General features: G+C 44.4%; 11 protein-coding genes. All 11 read right to left on the minus strand.

The annotated features are described in order from the left end of the window. Positions 1-6: 6 nt before the first annotated feature. The 11 genes from NSS94_RS25855 to NSS94_RS25905 all read right to left on the minus strand — a co-directional run bounded on the left by NSS94_RS25855 (position 7) and on the right by NSS94_RS25905 (position 22,574). A complete protein-coding gene (locus NSS94_RS25855) occupies positions 7-4,632 on the minus strand; it encodes an amino acid adenylation domain-containing protein (RefSeq protein ID WP_341040498.1) in 4,626 nt (1,541 codons plus the stop codon). A 23-nt stretch (positions 4,633-4,655) separates the two neighbouring features. Further along, positions 4,656-13,529 carry an amino acid adenylation domain-containing protein gene (locus tag NSS94_RS25860; RefSeq protein ID WP_445671553.1) on the minus strand — a complete coding sequence of 2,958 codons (8,874 nt, stop codon included), beginning with the start codon at positions 13,527-13,529 and terminating at the stop codon, positions 4,656-4,658. 588 nt (positions 13,530-14,117) lie between these two features. After that, positions 14,118-14,519 (minus strand): hypothetical protein, encoded by a 402-nt coding sequence (locus tag NSS94_RS25865; RefSeq protein ID WP_318628386.1) that lies wholly within the window; start codon positions 14,517-14,519, stop codon positions 14,118-14,120. Positions 14,520-14,523: 4 nt separating this feature from the next. Further along, positions 14,524-15,147, minus strand: coding sequence for a beta-ketoacyl [acyl carrier protein] synthase domain-containing protein (locus NSS94_RS25870; protein ID WP_341040500.1), 624 nt, complete (start codon positions 15,145-15,147; stop codon positions 14,524-14,526). Between the two features lie 75 nt (positions 15,148-15,222). After that, complete coding sequence (locus NSS94_RS25875; protein ID WP_341040501.1) at positions 15,223-15,702, minus strand: phosphopantetheine-binding protein; 480 nt, start codon at positions 15,700-15,702, stop codon at positions 15,223-15,225. Next, the gene (locus NSS94_RS25880; RefSeq protein ID WP_318628384.1) at positions 15,665-17,131 is read right to left on the minus strand and encodes an AMP-binding protein; all 1,467 of its coding nucleotides are present in this window, start codon (positions 17,129-17,131) and stop codon (positions 15,665-15,667) included. Before NSS94_RS25880 ends, NSS94_RS25875 begins: the two co-directional genes overlap by 38 nt. Next, positions 17,106-18,326 carry an ACP S-malonyltransferase gene (gene fabD, locus NSS94_RS25885; RefSeq protein WP_341040502.1) on the minus strand — a complete coding sequence of 407 codons (1,221 nt, stop codon included), beginning with the start codon at positions 18,324-18,326 and terminating at the stop codon, positions 17,106-17,108. The genes NSS94_RS25880 and fabD overlap by 26 nt, the downstream gene beginning before the upstream one ends. Positions 18,327-19,331: 1,005 nt before the next feature. After that, positions 19,332-20,099 (minus strand): S-layer homology domain-containing protein, encoded by a 768-nt coding sequence (locus tag NSS94_RS25890; RefSeq protein WP_069011333.1) that lies wholly within the window; start codon positions 20,097-20,099, stop codon positions 19,332-19,334. Positions 20,100-20,267: 168 nt separating this feature from the next. Then, positions 20,268-20,750 carry a GNAT family N-acetyltransferase gene (locus tag NSS94_RS25895; RefSeq protein ID WP_318628396.1) on the minus strand — a complete coding sequence of 161 codons (483 nt, stop codon included), beginning with the start codon at positions 20,748-20,750 and terminating at the stop codon, positions 20,268-20,270. Positions 20,751-21,384: 634 nt separating this feature from the next. Further along, on the minus strand, positions 21,385-21,687 hold the full coding sequence (locus NSS94_RS25900) for a putative quinol monooxygenase (RefSeq protein ID WP_341040503.1): 303 nt from the start codon (positions 21,685-21,687) through the stop codon (positions 21,385-21,387). A gap of 92 nt (positions 21,688-21,779) precedes the next feature. Next, complete coding sequence (locus tag NSS94_RS25905; protein WP_069011331.1) at positions 21,780-22,574, minus strand: SDR family NAD(P)-dependent oxidoreductase; 795 nt, start codon at positions 22,572-22,574, stop codon at positions 21,780-21,782. Between the last annotated feature and the right edge of the window lie 76 nt (positions 22,575-22,650).

The following is a 22,650-nucleotide window of genomic DNA, read 5'->3' on the forward strand; positions in this document are numbered from 1 at the left end:
TATCCTTTATTTCAACAGATTTCCCAGCTTATCCGATAATCGGCTCGATATGTGTTCAAATTGCCCCATAGACAATTGATTATATGTAAAATCCGTAGGGCTGCGCTCCGCCTGATCCTTAGTGCAACAATGATGGATAAGATTTAATAGATGTTTTTTAAAGCCGATCGTTAATCGCTCTACCGTTGCTGCACCATATTCAAGCCCGTTATATTCAAATCCAAACCGAAGGATTCCGTTCGTTATCATGCCGTTAATGTCAAATGTATTCGTCTTTTCCGCACGCGGGCTTCTCTCACCATTGGCTAAGTCTGCTAATCTGGAAATACGCCAAAGCATGTCTGCGCTGTTTTCTTCGTCGAATTGCCCCAAATAATTGAAGCTAATTTCCGGGAATGGTGCTGCGACTAGAGAAGCGGATTTAGTCTGGTCTTTGGTCAAATAACGTAAAATACCATAAGCGATGCCCTTATTAGGCACCCGCCGCAGCTTATCTTTAACCATTTTGATCTGATAGGCCAAATTTTCGGGTCTGTTGACCTCGATTACAAAAGGATACAGGGAGGTAAACCAGCCGACTGTACGAGAGATGTCTAAATCTTTAATGATCTCCTCCCTACCGTGCCCCTCCAGCAAAATCGGGATTTCGTTATAACCGCTCCAATCATAAAAAGCCAGACCCAAGGCTGTAAGTAACAGATCATTCATTTCCGTATGATAGGCATGATGTACATGCTTCAACAGCTTTTCCGTCTCATCCCTGCTGAGTACCACCTCCGCTAGGCGTCGATCCTGTATCAGGCTAACCGCGATTTCATGATCCCTTGGCAATCGACGTATCCTGCGTGAGTCTACATTGTTCCAGTAGCTGATTTCTTGGCGTACCTGTACACTTTCGGCGTAAGTGGTCACTCCTGAAGCCCACTCTTTGTAAGCATCAGTCTTGGCAGGCAAATTCGGCATCTCACCCCGAGCTACCTGATCATAGGCGGTGCCCAAATCTTCCAGCAAAATTCTCCAAGACACACCGTCTACAATAAGATGGTGGATAACGATCATCAGATGATCTTCACCGGATAAATGGAATAAAGCTAAACGTATGAGAGGACCTCGTTGCAGATCCAAACTGCTTTGCAGCTCATCACCAATGTGTCGGATTTCTTCTTCAGGCTGGCTTGATTGTGTCAAATCATAGCTCGTTAATGTAAAGAACTCACCTTCGTTCACTCCCCTGTTATAGGCGGAGGCTCCCTTTTCCTCTTCCACAAAAATGAGCCGTAATGCATCGTGATGGGCTACCAGCTTGTCCATGGCGTTTTTCAGCCATAATTCATTCCAACCTTCATCATTTTGCAGCATGACCGCCTGATTATAATGGTGACGATCTCTCCGATGATGCTGAAAAAAATCGAGTTGAATGGGTGTCAATTCTACCTCCCCCTCTACAATCCCTTGGGGAATGATACGGGTGATTTTTTTTATAAACGGCGCTATCAGGTGAATTTCAGGGTAACGGAATAAGTCCTTTACTTCCATTTTCAGGCCTTTGGCATTTAAGCGGATTGCAATTTGCAATGCTTTAATCGAGTCCCCACCAAGCTCGAAAAAGTTGTTGTGTAATCCAATTGGTTTAACACCAATCACTTCTTCCCAGATCAAAGCAATTGTTTTTTCCAATTCATCCTGTGGTGCTTCATATACGGTATCCAACGGTGCTATTTCATCCGGTTCGGGCAGATTGGATCGGTCTATTTTCCCGTTATGGGTCAATGGCAACTGTTCCAATACAATGATTTGGGCTGGAACCATGTAGACTGGTAACTGCCGAGCCAGTTTATCCCGCAGCATGTCTTTCTCAGCTGCACCTGCAACATAGGCACATAAATACTTTTGTCCCGCTGTGTCCAGTCGATCAACAACAACCGCCTGGCGTACTCCTTCCGTTTCGAGCAAAATAGATTCGATTTCTCCAGGCTCAATCCGGTATCCGCGAATTTTATATTGGTAGTCAGCTCTCCCGATAAAATCAATATTCCCATCTGGCTGCCAGCGTGCTAGATCCCCCGTACGATACAAGCGTCCACCGGGCAAGAACGGATCAGACACGAATTTCTCAGCCGAAAGCTCCGGCCTGTTCAGATATCCCCGCGCTACAGAAGCTCCACCAATACACAGCTCGCCCGTTACACCGACAGGGACCGGACGCATCCTCTCATCAACAATATATAACTTATGATTCGGTAGAGCTCTGCCGATAGGGACAATACCGGACAGAGGCAATTTTTCCAGCTCGTCCTCATAAAAGCTAGATTCGATTGCGGCTTCGGTAACTCCATACGTATTAATAATCCGCATCTTGCTGCCAAAACGGGTCAACATCTTACGGTAATCTGCAACAGCCAAGCTATCTGCTCCAGTAGTAAGCAGCTTTAGGGAACTGATATTTGTATCATGCTCATAGATGTAATTCAATAGCAGAGCTAAAAGCACAGGCGGCGTCTCAAACGTAGTAATCTCCTGCTGCTCCAACAGTGTAGCCAAGGCAGCTGGATCATTTCTCACGTTTTCAGGACAAATGACTAAGGTACCACCATTGACAAATGCCTTGGCCAAATCGCATGCAAACACATCAAACGACATGCTGGCAATTTGCAGTAGCTTAATAGGGAAATCTTTAAATCCTTGGCTGTGTCTGTAACCAAGTGCGGTGTTGACATATTGTTGATGTTCAACCATAACGCCTTTGGGCTTACCTGTGGTACCCGATGTATAAATGACATACGCCAAAGAGCTGGGCTCATATGTGGAGATATACTGCTTGTTCGAATCCATCTCGGACTGGAGTGGCAAGGTAGCGAGATCGACTACCTCGCCCATAAAATCCATTGTTTTCAGCCAGCCCTTCAGGTGAGATTGCGTAAGCACAATCGTCGTTCCGCAGTCACGCAGCATATATTCAATACGTTCTTCTGGATACACGGGATCTACTGGCACATAGGCAGCTCCGGCTTTCATAATGCCCAGCACCGCCACTATCATTTCAACAGACCTGTCAACCATGACAGCGACCAGACTCTCCCGTGTAATTCCACGCTTCTGCAAAAGATGGGCAAGAGCGTCTGCTCTATCATTAAGTTGTCTGTAAGTGAGCATCGTATCTTCATATATGACGGCCGCTTGTTCTGGTGTACGCTCCGTCTGCGCTTCGAATATCCCGTGAAAAGTAAGTGCAGGAAACTGGACAACGGGTCCGCTCCATAATTTCGTCATATTAGCCTCTTCTTCGGTTGTTAACAGCCGAACGTCACGGAGGCAAACATCTGCATTACTGGCAATTTGCAGGAAGACATGCTTCAAATGATGGGCCAGATGCTTCATCGCTTCACTGCTATAGACCTTGCCGTTATAGGACAATATGAAACTCATTGCCTTCTTATCTTCAACCTCAATATTAAAGTCATACGGTATTTCTTCGAATAACCGAGCGTCCTCAATAATGAATCCGAGTTTGTCTTGCCAGTCCCGTCTCCCGATCATGTTTTCCAGCGGATAGTTCTCGAATACAACGATATGATCAAGCAAGCGTTGCTTGAGTGCAGATTGCGACTGGATTTCAGCAAGTGAACAGTATCCGTTCCTCCTTCCTTGGACAGAGGCTCTCTGGACATCGCGCAATAATTCAACAAAACTCTTTTCTTCATTTAATCTAATTCGTAATGGAATGGTATTAATGAACAATCCGACAATTCGCTCTACTTCATCCAATTCCGACGGCCGGCCAGATACCACCGTGCCAAAAACTACGTCTTTGCTTCCGTTGTAACGACCAAGTACAATTCCCCAGGCGGCCAGAAAAAGACTGCTGAACGTGGTCCCATTGCATTCAGCAATCGCCCGCAAAGTGCTGGTCTCTGTTTCCGTCAGCGTCGTTCTATATTCCTGCAGCAGATAGCCGCCTTTTTCAGGAGTTGTAGCTGGAGTTTTTAGCATCGGAAGTCCAGCCGTTTGTTCGTAACCTTGTAATTCAGAACTCCAGTAGCCCTTGGCCGCCTCCTGATCCTGTTCTTCAAGCCAGTCGGCATACCCGGTGTAAGGTCGTGGTTCAGGCAATTGAACGGGACGGCCTGTACGATAAGCCTCATAGGCCGTTAACAACTCGTCCATTATGATGCCAAGACACCAGCCGTCCATAATAATATGGTGAAAACTTACAAGTAACGTATAAGCATCTTTATCCGTTTGAAGTACAGCCATCCGGATGAGCATATCCCTGCTCAAATCGTAATGGGTGTTACGGTCCACATCCATAAATCTACGAATAGCATCGGCTTGCTCCTTTCCGGTCAGCTCAATCATATTTTCGTAAGTAATCGCCGTGTTTCGCTTCTTAAAGACAATCAGCCGCGAACGAGAAGCGGATTTATGATAAATGTTCGAGCGCAGTGTTTCATGACGCTGAACCAGTAGCTGAAAGCTTTCTTGCAGGGCATTCCAATCCAGATCTCCCCGAATAGAAATACGTAATTGCTCGTAATAAGCCTGTGATTCTGGTTCCATCAGCGCATGAACGAGCATTCCTTCCTGTAAGGGAGTCAAGTTGACCACTTTTTCAATTTCAAGTCCTTCGATCATGGATATCCTCCTCGTACGAATCGTTATAGATTCTCATAAAACTGCTTCATGTCTTCAAACTCATCCAGATCCAAACCACGTGCTCCCACATCCGATGGTGTTAGTTGCCGTCCGGATTGGTCCAGACAATGCTGAATAATGCCCGACAAATGATGTTCAAAACGCAACTGAAGCATTCGGATAGTATCTGCTTCAAACGCGTGACGGTTATAAAGCATGCAGATGGAAAGCTTACCGTCTTTCAGCCGCCCATCCAGATAGAGGGGATAGGCTAAATCAGAAACGCTACAATTCTGGCCGGACCATAATTCAGCATCCATAGGCGAAGTATGAAAGTGAGAGGAACTGACCGGTTCAGAATGAATCAAGCGGAAGCCAATTTCCGGGTAATACTGAGCATTAAATTCTGATCTGCCAGAGGATGCAGCTCCATATTTTAGTAATCCATATCCTAAACCCTGGTTGGGTACTTGCCGGACCGTCTCCTTTACGTTTCTGAGCAAAAGAGAACTGTCTTCTCCAGGCTCCATATCCAGAACAAGCGGATATATGGAACCGAATTGACCTACGGTTCTTGAAAGGTCCGGTTTGTCCGAAGTCACAGTTTGTTGATCCCGATCATAATGCTCAAATCCAATGGCAATCTTAGACTGTCCAGACCATTCCACTAAAGTCAGTCCCAATGCAGCAAGCAGTAACTCAGCGGTCACCGTATTATAGGTTTGGTTAGCCCGTGTTAACAGCTGGCTTGTTTTCTCGTCCGAAAGCTGTATGATGCAATGCTCTACTGGACGAAGTGCTTCTGAATGTGCAGGTGCCTTATGATCCTTCGGTATAAATTCGCCATCGAAATTAACTTTATCCAGCCAGTAGAGTTTCTCTTTGGCCAGCTTTTTGCTGTCTGCATAGTCTTCTAGCCACCGCATCCAGGAGCGGTAAGAATCTGTTTTGTCAGGAAGCACTATCAGCTCCCCGTGAAGAGCTTGTTCATAGGCAGTTGTGAAATCCTCAAGCAGGATACGCCAAGATGTGGGATCAGCCACTAGCGGATCTACAGAAAGGAAGAACTGGTCGGAGCCCGACATCCGGAATAAGCCTGCGCGTACTCGGGGTCCCTCAAACATTCCATAACTATTTTGAATTCGGAAGCATTCGCTCTGTAATTGCTTGCTAGCCTCATGGTCATCATCTACAAGTGAAAACACATCAAGCGTGAACAATTCTTCATTTTCATCTCGGTATACAAGGGCAGACGGTTCGTCGATCGACGCCAGGCCAAGTCGTAATCCCTCATGATGAGTAGTTAATGTTTGCAGCACAGACCGTAATAGAGCCTCATCGAAATGCGGGTTGCCTGCAAATAGCATGGATGTTGCCGTCCGTAAGGTGTAAAATGTACCCAGTTCATGCATCTGCCGTTGAATCGATGTTATTGGAATCTCTCCATGTATTGAATTCTGGTCTGTGTAGCGGAATAAAGTTGTCACAAGCTTGCTGAGATCCTCAATGAACGGGTGCTCCATCAAGAGAGAAATGTCAAGGGAATAACCATGCTGACGCAGACGTGAGGCAACCTGAAGGGCCTTAATAGAATCGCCGCCAAGCAGAAAAAAATGATCTCGAACGCCTATATGATCACTTCCCAAAACGTCTTGCCATACCACGACCAGCGCCCTTTCCACATCTGTTCTCGGAGCAACATAATCCGTCTGTAAAGAGTCATGTCGGTCCGGCTCAGGTAAAGCTTTTCGGTCCGTTTTTCCATTGGCCGTAAGGGGAAGCTGCTGCATAGGCACCACATATGCTGGAATCATATAAAACGGTAGCTTCTGCTTGAGCGCATTCTGCACGTTCAGCGGACTTAATGGCTCAGAAGCCACAAAGTATGCACACAAATCCTTGTAGCCGTCTTTGTTCTCCCGTGCTATGACTACTGCTGACTGGATTCCGTCTACAGACAGCAACTGCGCTTCAATCTCGCCCAGTTCAATACGATATCCTCTTACTTTAACCTGTTGATCGATCCGCCCCAAATATTCAATGTTGCCGTCAGGCATCCAACGCGCCAAATCTCCTGTGCGGTACATCCGCTCATAACCCTCCGCTCCGCTGTTAAACGGATTAGTAACGAACTTCTCCTTGGTCAATTCCGGTCGATTAAGATAGCCACGGGCTACTCCTATACCACTGATACAAAGTTCTCCCGCCACTCCAATCGGCTGCAATCGCTCCGTACCTTCCTGTACAACATACAAATGAATATTGTCAATCGGTTTACCGATCGGGATCACCGAGTGCTCTTCCACAGGCTCGCATTCAAAGAATGAAACGTCTACAGTAGCTTCTGTTGGACCATATAAGTTAATTAGTTTTGCGCTTCCAATCCCTGACATAATTCGATAGAAACGCGCCACCTGCTGAGGAGGCAATGCTTCACCGCTGGCAAATATATGTTTTAACGTTTTCAATTTTGCTTGCACTGTTTCCCTTGGCTGCTGCTCCAGATATTCCAGAAAAATATGCAGCATCGCGGGTACAAAATGAAGGGTGCTTACCTTGTCTTCATTAATCGTGTTCAAGATCTGTTCGGGAGACTTTTCTCCGCCGATTGGCAATAAGCTTACTTTAGAGCCTACCATCGACCACCAGAACAACTCCCATACGGATACGTCAAAAGTAAAGGCAGTTTTTTGCAAAATCGTATCTTCTGCGCTTAGGCCGTATCTATTGTGCATCCAGCAGAGCCGATTCACGACTGAGCGGTGTTCAACAATAACCCCTTTCGGTTTCCCTGTAGAACCGGATGTATAAATGATATAGGCCGCATGGTTGGGTTCTGCTATAGGTTCAAGGTTGGAGGCATCTTCATGCCAGCTACTCATGCAGTCGGTCGTAGGCTCCGTCGACCTGGATGCTTGCAAAGCCATGATCGTGGAAGCATAATCCAACACCATTACCTTGCAGTCCGCATATTGCTCCAGCTCTTCTGCAAACTGTGGTTGTGTCAGCACCAGTTGTGTTTTCGAATCTTCAAGCATATATTGAATTCTTTCCTGTGGATATCCCGGGTCAATGGGTACATAAGCTCCACCTGCTTTTAGAATTGCATAGATGCCAATCATCATCTCAGGTGAACGCTGAGCGATAATCCCTACCGGCTGATCCGGTCCCACTCCTTCCGCCCGCAACGTTCGCGCTAAACGATTCGCCAGCTCATTCAACTCTTGGTAAGTCATACACTTATCTCCAAATATGATTGCCATGTCATTTGGAGTCCTGCTAACCTGCTGCTCAAACCTTCCGTGAATCGTTGCATCCCGCGGAAAATAGGCGGAGGTGTTGTTGAACTCATATAGTAATAAGTGCTTATCTTCTTCTGTCAGCATATCCATGTCAGCCAAGCGAATTCCGACATCTTGAGTTACGATTTCCAACACTTTTATATAATGGAGGGCAAATCGCTCAATTGTCTCCAGCTTAAACAGGCTGGTAGCATACTCCCAGGTGAAAGTTAACTGGTCTTGAGTTTCCGTTACATGTAATGAAAGATCGAACTTGGATACACCTGCATTAAACTCATTCGGTTGCAAACGAAGTCCGCTGAGTTCAATGACCTCTGTTCCCTTATTTTGCAGACTGAACATCGTATCAAAGATGGGATTGCGGCTTACATCGCGTACTCGATCCAGTTTGTCGACCAGTTGGTCAAATGGATATTCCTGGTGCTCCAACGCAAGCAGAGTGTTATGTTTTACGTCCTCCAGAAAAGCACTGAATGGCTGAGACGCCAGCGGTCGATTACGGAGAACTAAAGTATTCACAAATATGCCGATCATCGCTTCCGTATCCGCATGCCCTCTACCCGCTGCCGGTGTACCTACGAGGAAGTCCTCTTGCCCGGAGTATTTGCTTAACAGCACATTATAAGCTGCCAAAAGCACCATAAAGAGCGTTGCTCCCGTGTCTCTTGCCAATTGATTAAGTCTATCCGTCAGCTTGGATTGCACAATGAAGGTAAGGCTGTCCCCTGCGAAGCTCTGACTTGACGGACGAGCAAAGTCAGTTGGCAGGTCTAATACAGGGAGCTCGCCGTCCAACGTGTCTAACCAAAATGCTTCATCCTTTGCTTGGCTGTCTCCGGCATAATGTTGTTTTTGCCAAACGACATAGTCTTTGTAGTGAACGTCAATGGGGGCAAGTGGCATACCCTGATACCGCGTACTGATCTCATCCATTAATACTGCCATTGAGAAGCCGTCTGAAATGATATGGTGCATATCGATCAGCAACATAAATTGGTCACGATGGATTGCGAACAGCTCAGCACGAATTAAAGGAGCCTTACTGAGGTCAAATGGCTGAATAAACAGTTCACGGGCGTGATTAGCATCCTCTTCGGAAATTGGAGTAACAGGAATGTCCAGTAAAAGCACATCCTGTACCTTCTGCACGGTTTCCCCGTCTACTATCTCAAAATACGTCCGAAAGGATTCATGCCGTGAAAAAACCTCCTTCACTGCATCAATGAACCTGGAAACGTGTAACTCTCCCTCTATATGCAGTTGACCCGATACATGATACGCTGCACCTCCACCCAGTTGATCCAGCACATACATTCTTTTTTGAGCGGGAGATACCGGATAAAAGGGCTGTAAATCTGCCGGAACAAGCGGCTCAAACTTTCGCTTTTGTCCTCCTTTTACATGTGCCGCCAGTTGTGCAATCGTTTGCAAATGTAAAATTTGTACCAGCGGAATATATACTTCGAATTCCTTGTTAATTCTGCTTAGAAGAACAGTCGCTTTTAAGGAGTCTCCACCCATTTGAAAAAAATTATCATTGTATCTGATATCAGATACATTCAAAACTTCCTTACATATGGATATCAGTTTGTCCTCAGTCATATTGCTGTCAGAAACCTGCTTCTGCGAGTCCTCTATCCTGATATCTTCTGGTTTCGGCAATAATTGAAAATCCGGCTTCCCATCAGCCAAAAGAGGGATACTATCCATCAGAACCCAAAAGCGAGGTTGCCCATAATCAGGAAGTATTGAGCTAACACTCTCTTTCAGCTTCGCTATATCCCACGAATTAGAATTATTGTCCACTATATAAGCCACTAGATACGAAGAGTTACTGCTCTCACCGTCTTTCCGTGCCGTCAAAACACAGGCATCCAAATCCAGTGCTCGCAAAAGATGTTTCTCTATCTGCTCAAGATTCACTTGATGACCGCGAATAAGAACATCTCGGTTGGCTGCACCGAGATGTCGAATTCTCCCTCCAACCTCGATATAAGCCCATTCCAGCGTCGTTCCCAGTAAACCAGCGGATGTGGCCAAATATACTTGTCCGATGGTACCCGTAGGAGACGGATGTTTATATTTGTCAAGGACACAAGGATAATTCCCTTTAGAATCCGCGTATGTCCCCCACACTTCCAAAAGCCGCTCCCTTTCCGTACTTCGAAGCAAAGACAGCGCAGATATCCGCATTCCGTCTTCCTGCACAACCGAGCTCAGCAGATGTAAAAAGTATTGCGCCCATACTTCCAGAGTGTCTTGTTGAAAAAGACTCGCAGCATAGTCGAAATCAAGCCGCAACTGCTGACCAGACTCCGTAACATTCAGAAACAACTCATATTGAGTGGACAATATTTCATGCTCCAACAATTCTGTTTCCAGTCCGTAATAGTGAAACTCTGGAATGGGCCTATCCATATTAAACAACACGTTAAGGACGGGCAAATGCCTTAATCCTATCTGGGCAAGTCCGGCAAAGCTGTATTTCTGATAAGCATCCAGCGTATGCATTACTCGCTTGACCGTCTGTGTGAATTCCGTGAACGTTGCTCCAGAGTCTACCTCACAAATCACTGGGAGCAAGTTAACGCAGTTGCCAATTAGCGGGGACACACCCATATGAGATTGCCCTGCGGTTGGAATACCTACCATGATTTGATTTTGGCCTGTCACTCTGTGTAAAAAAAGCTGGAAAACAGATAATAAAGTCACAAACATGCTGTTGCCAAGCCGAATACTGACTGATTTCAGTTGCTTCACCAGAGGTGCATCCACCACAATGGTGTGCCGTGCTCCGCGCGAAGAAGGAGAGCTGATGTTGCGTTGGAGAGACGGCAAGTCAAGGGCGGGCAATGGCTTCGCAAGTACATCTGACCAAAAAGCAAGGGCAGTCGCTCCACCTGCCTCTAACTGGTTTTGCTGCCATGCTGCGAAATCTCGAAACGGAACAGGGTCGGGAAGCGTGCAGTGTTCCCCCTGTACACAAGCGGAATAAAATTGTTCCAATTCATGGAAAAACACTCCGATGGACCAGCCATCTGCAATCAGATGATGAAATGTAAATGCAGCGATGTGCTTCTCATTCGACGTTTTTAAAAGCCGGATACGGAATAAAGGTTCGCCCGTACTTATTGGGAATACGGTCTCCCTATCCTTCTCCATCCAAGCACGAATATCGTGTTTCTGCTCCTCTACAGAAAGACTGCTGATATCATGCAGCGGAATGCTGAGGGTCATTGCCGGGGCGATGATCTGCGTTTCTCCATCATCTCCCATGAAGGTGCGTAAGGCTTCGTGACGTTTAACAATGCGATGGACAGCTTCATTAAATTCCTTAAGATGTAGCGGACCCCGGTAACGCAGTAAAACAGTCTCATGAAGCGACTGCGATTCCTTTGAATCCGAGACCGAGGCGAACCATAACTGCTTCTGATCCGGAGTCAGCATAATCGTCGATTCCTTAAGGTCTGCAGTTGCAGTTTCAGGAATAAAAGGCTTGTTTAGATGGTTTTCATGAGGGTACAGATCCGGCAGAAATCCTCCTTTGCGCAGCTCATTAACACTCTCTTTAATTGCCTGTACAATCCGCTCTATATCTTCCGTAGTATGAGCCGTTGACAAAAAACAGTTCCGGCCTTCCCATATATAAATTCCTTTATCCAGCATGTGATAGAAGAATAGTTCCAAGTCACCTTTAAGGATGAAACGGAACAAGGAACCGAAGTAAACGACCTTTATAGGTATCTGTTCCTCCATAAAATAGTGATTCAGTTCTACTGCGAACGCCTTCGTACGACTATTCAGCTCGTTATGCAATTGCCCCCTGTCCTTCTCCAACTGCTCTAGTACGGCCAGGGAAGCTGCCATAGCCAGGGGGTGATGGCAAAAAGTTCCCGCTACAAACGTCCGCTGTTGCTCATGCGGTGGATAAGAGTCATCTCCGAAGCTCCACAATCCTCCATCAATTCCATCCATGAACGATGCTTTCCCTGCCACGATACCGATGGGAAGCCCGCCCCCAATGATTTTACCGTAAGTTACAAGGTCGGCTTCAATCCCGTACCACGCTTGCGCGCCCCCCGGCTGAATACGGAAGCCTGTAATTACCTCATCAAAAATGAACGCGGTCCCGGATTGCTCCGTAATCTGTCGTACTTCCTTCAGAAAAGCTGCGGGCTGGAAATCAGGGCGACGACTCTGCACGGGCTCTATGAGAACAGCAGCCAGTTCATGGGCATGGGAGCGGATATATTGGAGTGACTCGTCCGTTCCATAACTGAGCACAACGACATCGTCCACCATGTGCTGTAGTACACCAGGTGCCAGGGGAGTGGAATGTTGTTCCCTGTCATCCGTTGTCCCCCCCAATGCCAATATTCCATCAAAAGTACCGTGATAGGAACCAGAAAAAATCACCACTTTATCCCGCCCGGTGGCAGCCCGAGCTAACCGAAGAGCCACCATAATCGCCTCTGTCCCCGAGTTATATAGCGCCATTCGTTCCATGCCTGTCATCTTGCAAATCTTTTCGGCAATCTGCCCGGCCATATTGGACATCGGTCCAAGGCACATTCCGTTATGTATTTCCTTTTCTATCGATTCACGAATAAAGGATGGGTTGTGACCAAACAAATTGACCCCAAACCCCATCGTCAAATCAATATATTCATTACCGTCCAAGTCCCAAATTTTAGAACCCTCTGCACGCTGAGATATAATCTGATACACCATTTCCTTGAGAGCAGGCCTAAATCCGGCCACATTCCGGTTATTGGCGTATACAGACCTGTATTGCTGAGTATACTCTTTGGTCTTTCGTGTGCGCATCGTATAATGTTCAATCAGCTTTTGCAGATGCTTTTCCTGCCTAAGTGAAAGTGAATTATGGGCTTGCACATTTATTTTTTGATAGGGAACAAATGCTTTCGATTCTTTTCCGTCTGGCAAAACAGTTGACACGGAAGCCTGTACGGGGGAAACAGAAGTAACTGTGGCAGCTATCTCCTTCATCGCGGATGTCTGAGGCTCGACAGCAGTTTGTAGTGAAAGCGATTCAAGCATTGCCACTGGTGTAAGCCGAGATTGACACAGTATTTCCATTTGCTGCGACATAAGTTGAAGTTGCATTTCTAAAATTCGTTCTCTCCCCGCAAATATATCCTCATTTGATAGCTTGCTTTCATGGGATGCGGGATCTTCTATAGGGGTAGTGGATTTTTGACTCCAGCCCGGCAAGACGGAAGGCACCGAAGAGGTGACACTGGACGACGCAGTCAACTGAAGCTCCTCCGAATTCCGGGTCAATTCTTCAGAGGTCGAGGCTACCCTATCAGCAATATAGTTTGTCAGCAACTCCAGCGTAGTCAGTGATTCAAAAAACTCGTTCATCGGGATATCCAAGCCAAACGTACTTTTAATGCTGTGTCTCACCTGAGACAGAAGAATAGAGTCTAAACCCAGTTCTAAAAAATGTTTTTGCGGCTCTAATTCGTCTGGACTGAGTTGGGATACACTTTCGATTATTTTTGACAGTTTATTAGTAATCGTAGATTTTTGCGGATTGGAAGCAGATTCCGTCGAAAAATACTCATTCACCATCTTTTCAGACTCCTTTACTATGGGGTATTCAAGGAATTAATTTTATCCTTTCCAACTATGGGCTAGCCTAAAAAACACGATATAACCTAGCTAGGGGTACAAGATAAAGTTCTCATAAGAAGGTAAATATGAACGGTCCACTGTATAAAGAAACCATCCTCATACTAATAAAATATAATTATCCATCTGGTAAAGCGAGGATCTAATTTGTTTTATTAAACCATCAATGGCTAAATGCGCTTATCTAACTTATTATGCAGGATATAGTTTTTTCCAGTAATGATCCCAAAAAAACCAAATATTTTCGTTTACTCATTGACATGCGTCAATTTATGACAATTGAATTCGATGACATAACTGATGCCCATACTGGGTGTACTACTAAAAATGTCAAGTCCAAAGAATAGAACCTGACATTTTATCAAACTTGGAGCGTAAAGACGCCAAGGTGCACTTTACCCGATTTTTCAGCAAAATAAATGCGGGATTGGACAGTTTGCTTAACGTCTCACCTTAACGTCTCACCTTAACGTCTCACATTAATGTGTTCGCGTGTCAGAACGGGAGTCACTTCGTTTCTTGGCATTAAGCGAACCAGAACTGCTTTTGATCCGGGGTTAGTGGGATGACCATTTCATCCGCGTCCCTTGTCGATGCTTCTGAAGGGTCGGATATAGGCAATCTTTGCTTACCTGTACCTGGGCCTTTCCCGTTTGGGGTCAGATCGGGCAAGAAGCCCCCTTTACGCAGTTCATCTACACTGTCCTTGACAGCTTGTATGATCAACGCAATATCTTCCTCCGTATGAGCGGTTGACAAGAAGCAGTTCCGCCCTTCCCAGATGTAAATACCCTTTTCCAGCATGTGATAGAAGAAAAGCTCCAGATCACCCTTGAGTACGAAGCGAAATAGTGAGCCAAAGTGAACAATTTTTATGGGTATCTGCTCATCGGTAAAGTAACTATTTAACTCTGCTGCCAAAGCCATCTCGTTAGTCTCCATTCAAAATCGACTTACACGCCAGATGTATCGCCACGAGTGACGAGGAGCATGCCGTATCAATGGTCAGTGCTGGGCCTTTTAAATCAAGCAAATACGCAATCCGGCTGGAAATAATGGACGATAAATTACCAATGGCAAAGTTCGGCAGCGCGCCTGGTTCCACCTCGGACAACAAACGCTCATATTCAAAGCTGGTTTTGGAAAAACCGACATACACACCGACCTTTTTGCCAGCCAGCTGCTTCCCTCCATACCCCGCATCCTCAATCGTACTCCAGGCTGTTTGTAGAAATAAACGTTGATTCGGATCCATGAGTGAGGCTTCCCGTGGAGTCAACTTAAAGAAGGAGTAATCAAACTTGTCTACTTCATCCAGATAACCGCCTTCTGCGATTTGCGTATTCCTTCCTTCCGTATTCAGACGGGAAATGAAATCTTCGGCATCTTTTCTTCTTTCGTCGCTGTACGGGCCGATATTGTCAACGCCTGATGCCACATTCGTCCAAAACTGCTCCAATGTTTCCGCTTGAGGAAACTTACCTGACATACCGATGATGGCGATATCCCGGTCCTCCGACTCCTCTTTGGATCCCAGTTGCGGTGCTGTAATCACCTTATGACCTAAATTCTGACTGGATATATATCCAGCTAGCTTGGCGATAGTCGGATAAGAGAAGAAGTCCGTTACCTAAATATGAATCCCGAGTTGTTCCTCTAATTGGTCCACGATCTGAACGAGTTGTAAGGAAGTTACGCCGATATCAAAGTAGCTGTCTTCCTTCCCAATTGATTGTACATTTAAAATAGCTTGGCAAATCCCAATCAGTTTTTGCTCGATTTCACCCTGAGGCACAGGGGCATAGTTGGCTTCCTGTATATTTCGAGCGGCCTCGGTCAGGGATGCCAAAACTACATCAAATTCTCCCTGCTCGTAGCTCTGAGCCAGCTTGTAGCGCTGAACCTTTCCACTAGTAGTTTTGGGAATACGGCGGATTGGAACTACATCTTGAATATGCCATCCTCCCCGATAATTCAAATGGCTTTTCAGCCTTTGGACTAGTGGCAAAAATAACTCTATTTTTTTCGTGTGCATCACAAAAACAACAATACGATCCTGTCTAGTTTGTGCATCATGTACACCGCAGACGGCTACTTTCCCTAGATCCAAGATCCACCCCGTCCAGTTCCTCCGCAATCCTTTCGATATCATGCGGATAAATGTTCTGGCCGTTCACGAAAATAATATCCTTGGCTCTGCCTGTAATCACCAATCGTCCGTTTCTCATAAAACCCAAATCTCCGGTAATGAGCCAGCCATCTTCTGTCTTGACCTTTGCGGTAGCCTCGGGATTGTTATAGTACCCGGCAGTCACATTTTTGCCGCTAATTTGGGTGTATCCGATTACATCATCCTTTAGCACCTGATTTTGCTCATCACAAATACGAACAGAGGTGCTGGCCATGGGGTAGCCCAAATCCGCAAATGTAAGACAACGTTTATCGGATGAATCTACTTCTTCTATAGGTTCACCTACATGCAGTTGCTGCCGATTTAAATGAATAGTAACAAAATTATCTTTATCCAAAGGTGGAGTAGAAACACCTACGCTTGCCTCTGCCAAGCCGTATACAGGATACATGATATTTTTTTTTAATCCATGTGCACTCATGGCTTCCATAAACACATGGCAAAGCTCCACCGATATGGGCTCAGCCCCATTTAAAATCATGCGAACACTTGACAAATCCCAGTTATCCGCCGTTTTAGATTTATATTGATCCAGGAAAAATTTAAAGCCAAAGTTAGGAGAGCAGATTTGAGTCACCTTATGTTCCGACACCTTTTTTAGCCATAAAGACGGACGTCTTATAAAAAGTGCTGTCGGCATAATAAGCTGCTTAGCATGAGCAATGACACAGGTTAAATGGAAAGCGATCAATCCCAAATCATGTGTGAGCGGCATCCAGCCTAGATACGCGTCACTTGAAGTCATTCCCGTTTGACTGGCGATATCCCGAATATTGTATACGAGATTCTCATGCGTCAGCATGACTCCCTTGGGATCACCTGTCGAACCAGAGGAAAATTGAATAAACGCCAAATCCTCCGGTCTGGATTCATGTATGGTCCCTTTGTTCTGATCGGAATAATTAAAATCATGACTAGAAAAGGTCGCTTTTTTTACAGAATCAAAGAAATCCAGCATCTCATGCTGGTGAGAATACTTTTCTAGCTGCTCTAATACTTTATGATCCGCAATCATGTAAGGACAAGTAAGGGTACTCCAGATTTTAAACAGCTTCATTTTATGTTCATCATTATTTCCGATACTTACAGGTACGGGGACGATTCCCCCGAGCAGACAGCCCCAAAACACATTCACAAAGGTATGATTGTCTTCAATTTGCATAATTAGCTTATTACCAGGCTGTACTCCTTTTTCCTGCAATTGATGAAGCACCTGCAGTGCTTGCTCCAGAAGCTGACTGTAGCTTACATACTCCTCCTGTGTATCACCTGAAATGAAAATAATCCCATTTTCAGCTCTACTGGCTCGGTCCTGAATGATTTCAATTAAAGTTTGAAACTGTTCCATCCTGATCCCTCCTCAAAAGGTCTAAAACTTGCTCCTGTTCTCCTGCAGATACTTGTTTGGTTTGCAATATCAGGCGAATACACTCCAGCGCTTCGCGTCTTAGTTTATAAGCAGACGAAGATCTGCCCGATTCTATGCTTTTGAGTAACTCCTCCAACCTGCGAATAGGTAAAATAACCCCATTATGATACTCATCCTCATTCCAATTGGCATTGGGTGTAGACACCGCCACCGCCAGTGGTTTGACCAACCAATCACGGAGCGAAAAACGACGTTCCAGTTCAATCCGATCCAAGTCTCTGTCCAAGGAAAGAACTTCAAAAGCGATGTTGGTTTCCTTCGCCAAGTTTTTCAGCACCGTTCGCGGTCCTAATTCAATTCCCTGCTTCACCCCATGTTTCTCCATATACTGCATCGTTTGTATCCAACGCACTGGATGGATCATTTGCAAATGCAAACCTTGATGAATGCTGTTGGCATCCGTATATGGCATTGCTGTAACATTAGAAATGACAGGCCACAGCGGTTCATGAAACGTATATTTTTGCAGTTCCAATGCTAATCGATCAGCAGCATGCTGCATAAGCGGGCTGTGAAAAGGGCCGCTTACCTGCAAACGGGTAATTTGGAACCCACGTTGCTCTAATTGTCCTGCCACCGTAGCAACAGAGTCATGATGACCAGAAACGACGTATTGATAAGTAGAGTTATAACAAGCGATGGTAATAGGATGACTGGTTACTGCATAGTGATCGCACAGATCTTCTAACAGCTTTAAATTAGCTCCCCGAACAGCAATCATGCAACCCACTCCGGCCTCTGAGGCTTCTTCCATAAAGCGCCCCCGTTCTTGTACCACCCGCAAAGCATCGCCAAACGACAAGACTCCGCTGCTTACCAATGCAGAATACTCACCCAAACTATGCCCTGCCGAAAATTCGGGAATAATCCCAACATCGTGCATGTAACGTCTGAATGCGATTACACTGATCGTGAGTAGTGCAGGCTGGGTGTAGGATGTTCTTGATAATTGAGAGATGGGTCCTTCCATACATAAAGTTTTCAAATCATATCCCAAAATGTCAGCAGCTTCTTCAAAGATGAGATCTGCCTCTGAAAAACCTCTTTGCCATGCCGCTCCCATCCCGACATACTGAGACCCTTGTCCCGAAAAAAGCAAAGTCATGCTACTCATGTCTAACCCCTTTCCTCAACATAAAAGGCGGTAAAACAAAAATGTTTTTGGGGGTTCAGATGTTCACATTCCTATGTATTTAAGATAGATACAGCAAAACAGTAATCGACATGTAAAAGTGAATCGTTTTTGAGTTTCAAGATGTAGTTAGAAATAAAAGTGTGTTTGTAGTCTGGGAAGTGTAAAAAAACTGGAGTGTGCTGGAAGTTCAGACTTGATACTTAGAAACTTCAGCATCATAGATGAGTGTAGTAAAATATAGATTAAGGCTATTAATTTAATATAAACATTAAAATGAATTAAAGTACAGTGATATATAATACATATATTTTATAAACGCAAGTAATAGATTGTGAATTATATTTCTTGCTTGGCAACCAACTTGTAATGCGTTGCAGTCATTCCGCGCGAAACTGCGGATGCTTTTTGCGTGAAAGCTAATAACTGGCATCTGTCGTTAAAATAAAAAAGCCGCCAATTTGGCGACTTCATATACATAGTTATTGTCCTTCGACAGTAATCGACGTTTAGGCATCGTCATAGATACGTAGCTAAATAAGTAGAAAACTGCAAAGCCGTTTATCTCCTTATGTAGTTTCCTTAATGACTACAATGCGCAAGCGAGTAGTGTCGATCATCCACAGACCTCCTTGGTTAAGATTTGGCTTAACCTTTGCCTCAATAGCGGGTAGATGGACTCTTTGTAAGCAGATGTGACATCCAAGAGCATCCTTGATCCAGTGCAAGGTGCATTGGAGAACACAGCGTCAAACTGAACATCTGTCCGAAAATGACAAGCCTCTTGCAGGTAGATATTCAGTTCAGATTTGTTCAGATCAGCGGTTTGAAATCTCAATTTTCCCACATATTCATCAACATACTTTTAGATTTGTTTATTTTCTGAATTCGGCTTATCAAAACCTAACAGCACTACCCTTTGAGGTGTAAATGAAGCCATTTGTTGAATCTTTTTTTGCTTTTATCTGATCATCATTGATCTAAAAATCACTTCGTTGTGGCCTCGTACAAACGCTGTAAAATGGTAACAGCTTCAGCCCGTGTGACTAGCGCTTTTGGGTGAAGGTATCCTTCATTAGCGGTAAGGACCCCCATCTTGGTTAGGGTGTAGAATGCTTCTGCCTTTTGATCCTGGGAATCTCCATCATAGGAGTACTCTTCTCCAGTCTTGTCGATGTACAGCACCGGATAGTAGGCCGAGAAATTATCATTGTAATTGGCTTGACGAACTTTCATATCCTTGTACTGCGCAGCTGCGGAGATCACTTCCTCAATCTCAGGATGAAGCGTCTGATTGGTATAATTCGTCCGAAGAGAGGCAATCATCATCACATCCCAGCGGGTCAGTGGTTTGTCAGGCTTGACATAGAATTGATAGTTTGGATATTTCCCCCCAACACTTTCAGCATACGGCCAAACATAGTCCCCGTTGAATATTGCTGCAAAATCTTTATTCGCCCAGTGTTTACGCGCATCCACAAAATCGGAAGATTCGCCGGAAGAACGATCAATTTCTAGAAAAAGCTTGTGAAACATATGTACAAATTCCGCTTTCGTTATGGTTTTGCTTGGCTTGAAGGTCCCATCTTCATAGCCCTTGACAATGCCCTTATCGACCATGGAACGAATTGATTCGGCAGCCCATTCATATTTTGTTCCTTCCACATCAGAAAACGTGTTTGCCGCGAAGGCAGATTGACCGAAAAACAGTGTCGTCGCAACCAACGGGGCGATAAGCCATTTCTTTTTCAACATCTCTTTCCACTTCCTTTAGGTAAAATTTATGTATAAAATAGTTCTCTAGACTCAATTTTATATCGGCATTTCAAAAGAAAATGATGATATTAATGAGAAAATAGCGTTGAACTATCGTTCTCAGTTACTTTAGCGAACTTCACCCTCCAGTATTCGCATTCTTTTCTGCTAAACCCCTCCTACTTTCTTCATTTGATATTTCCAATAAAGCAATTCTTCATCCTTGTGACAAATTTGAAATCCTAACTTCAATAACAAATTCTTAGAGCTGATATTGTCAGGTACGCATCTTGCCGTTATGATTTGGACTTCTTCATGATTTAATGACCACTCTATTATTTTTTGAGCGACTTCATAGCAATAGCCTTTGCGGCGATGGCTTTCATTCGTTGCAAAACCGATCTCAATCATACCGTTCTGGTCAGGATCTCCTAAAAAACCAATCCCTCCAACAATTTCTTGGTTATCCTTATCTACAATGATCCAAGAATCAAAACCTCTAGTGCCATTATTTTTATCAGGCCCCGGCCATTCATCACTGGTTTTATAACCCAAAGCTTCAATAGCACCTATATCACGTCGGGCTGCTGCTTCGATTAAATTAAGATCAAGTGTTTTTAATAAGAGCCGATTCGTTTGAAGTTCATATATTGTCCACCTTTCTATTTACTTAGATTGAATCTTTCATTCAAGAAATCTGGTTGTATTTGATCCCATTGGAGTAATTCCCTTCTATCCCACTTTGCTAAAAATTGGAAAAGGGCAGGAATGAACATACGTCATTCCTACCCTCATATCAACTGCTATTTGGGCCACAAAAAAATCCGCGCTGAAACAACACGGATTGGACTCATTATAACAGGTATCCCTAAGGATCTGGTAATATCCGTTGTTCTTAACTAATTCCGAAGCTTTCAAATCCCACCCGTAATACAAAAATTGGGCAGAGGAATAGTAGGTGCATGAAAACCTCTTTTTATGGAATTGGATTAGTAAAGAACAGCTCTAGACAATAAAATCTCTCCTTAGTGAATTACCCTTATTATACCAGGGCCAATTTTATCTGCCAACCTTTCACTTGTTACAAAAGCGTTTTCCCAGGTCCTCCGATTTTGACTATATTTTGATACCATTCATCCGGAAAGTAACCATCTGGGACTGCACATCGAATGTAACCTCTGACCTTGAAATATCTAAAGCATAACTTTGCTGCTTGAACTCCTGCGTAATATGCAACAATAATTTTCATTAATGTGATTAGAATACTCGTTATTGAGTGATAACCCTACAGGCCTTTTCCGCCTAGGGCACGCAGTTTAATAGGCTCCGCTCCGACAATCAACGGTCGGCCGCGTTGTATCGACGCCAGTACCTCTTCGTTCTTAAGACTGGCTGCATGAGCATCTGCATCTTTCCACACTTCGGTCACATACACCGCATTCGGGTCGTCGTCTGACACATTGACTATATACAAATAGTAGTCAGTATTCGACTTCAACAGATCGGCCGCTTCTAGCAAGATGCCTGCAAGAGCATCCCTTTGCCCTGGAAGTGCCATCAACTTTCCATACATAGCAAAATGGTTCATGATCCTCATCCTACCCTCGAGTGAAATTTGACTTCATCTTATCATAATGTTCCGCAATGTCAGCGTAATTTCAGCAAGTTTCTCCACAAACGCTAAAAAATAGTCGGTACCATTCCTCCATCCATACGGATTGGAGAACCTTTAAATGCAGATGCATAAGGGCTACATACAAATGTAGCTAGTCTTCCTATTTCAATAGGCTTGATAAATCGCTGTATTTCAGATTGAGGCAGGTTTGTAACCATAAAATCTTTCTCTTTTTCTGAAAAAGTCATATCTTCATGAGGATACATACTCTCAATTATTTGGTGCACATTCTCAGAGAGCGTTGGTCCCGGCATGATCGTATTGACTGTAACTTCTGTTCCTATTGTTAATTTAGATAAGCTTTTTGACAATGACAACAACATAGATTTTGTCATACCATACTGAGGCATTTGTCCTGAAGGCATAATTGCTTCTTCACTCGCAATAAAAATAAGGCGACCATAATCATTTTTCAACATTTTAGGTAAATAAAATTTTGATAATCCATTTGCAGCAAGAACGTTAGTGCGGAAGTATTTTTCCCATACTTCATCGTCTACGTCCACATATTGCATAATTTCATAAATACCCATATTGTTAACTAAAATATCAATTTCGGGGCATTTTTCAAATAAGGCTTCTCTTTGTCCAATATCCACAATATCGGCTGTAGCATTTTGAGGGGAGGTAGCTGGGAAATCTGACTTAATTTCATTTACAGTTCGTTCTACCTCTTCATAATTTCGTCCATTAATTAGTACATTAACACCTTCTTTGGCTAGTTCAATGGCAATTGCTTTACCTATGCCTTTCGTTGATCCTGTAACTAAAGCTGTTTTATATTTTAATCCCATATCCATAATACACTTCTCCTTTTTTAAAACAATTGTGCTCCGGATAGTGATTATATTATCTTGTCTGGATTGTCCAGTAACT

The sequence above is a fragment of the Paenibacillus sp. FSL L8-0644 genome (genome assembly GCF_038008165.1).
In the GTDB taxonomy this organism is placed as follows: Bacteria; Bacillota; Bacilli; order Paenibacillales; family Paenibacillaceae; genus Paenibacillus; species Paenibacillus polymyxa_D.

What these genes read in the sequence shown, in the direction of transcription:
- NSS94_RS25855 (WP_341040498.1), bottom strand. Translation starts at nt 4,632, where the DNA reads ATGATCGAAGGACTTGAAATTGAAAAAGTGGTCAACTTGACTCCCTTA.
- NSS94_RS25865 (WP_318628386.1), bottom strand. Translation starts at nt 14,519, where the DNA reads ATGGCTTTGGCAGCAGAGTTAAATAGTTACTTTACCGATGAGCAGATA.
- NSS94_RS25880 (WP_318628384.1), bottom strand. Translation starts at nt 17,131, where the DNA reads ATGGAACAGTTTCAAACTTTAATTGAAATCATTCAGGACCGAGCCAGT.
- fabD (WP_341040502.1), bottom strand. Translation starts at nt 18,326, where the DNA reads ATGAGTAGCATGACTTTGCTTTTTTCGGGACAAGGGTCTCAGTATGTC.
- NSS94_RS25890 (WP_069011333.1), bottom strand. Translation starts at nt 20,099, where the DNA reads ATGTTGAAAAAGAAATGGCTTATCGCCCCGTTGGTTGCGACGACACTG.
- NSS94_RS25900 (WP_341040503.1), bottom strand. Translation starts at nt 21,687, where the DNA reads ATGAACCATTTTGCTATGTATGGAAAGTTGATGGCACTTCCAGGGCAA.
- NSS94_RS25905 (WP_069011331.1), bottom strand. Translation starts at nt 22,574, where the DNA reads ATGGATATGGGATTAAAATATAAAACAGCTTTAGTTACAGGATCAACG.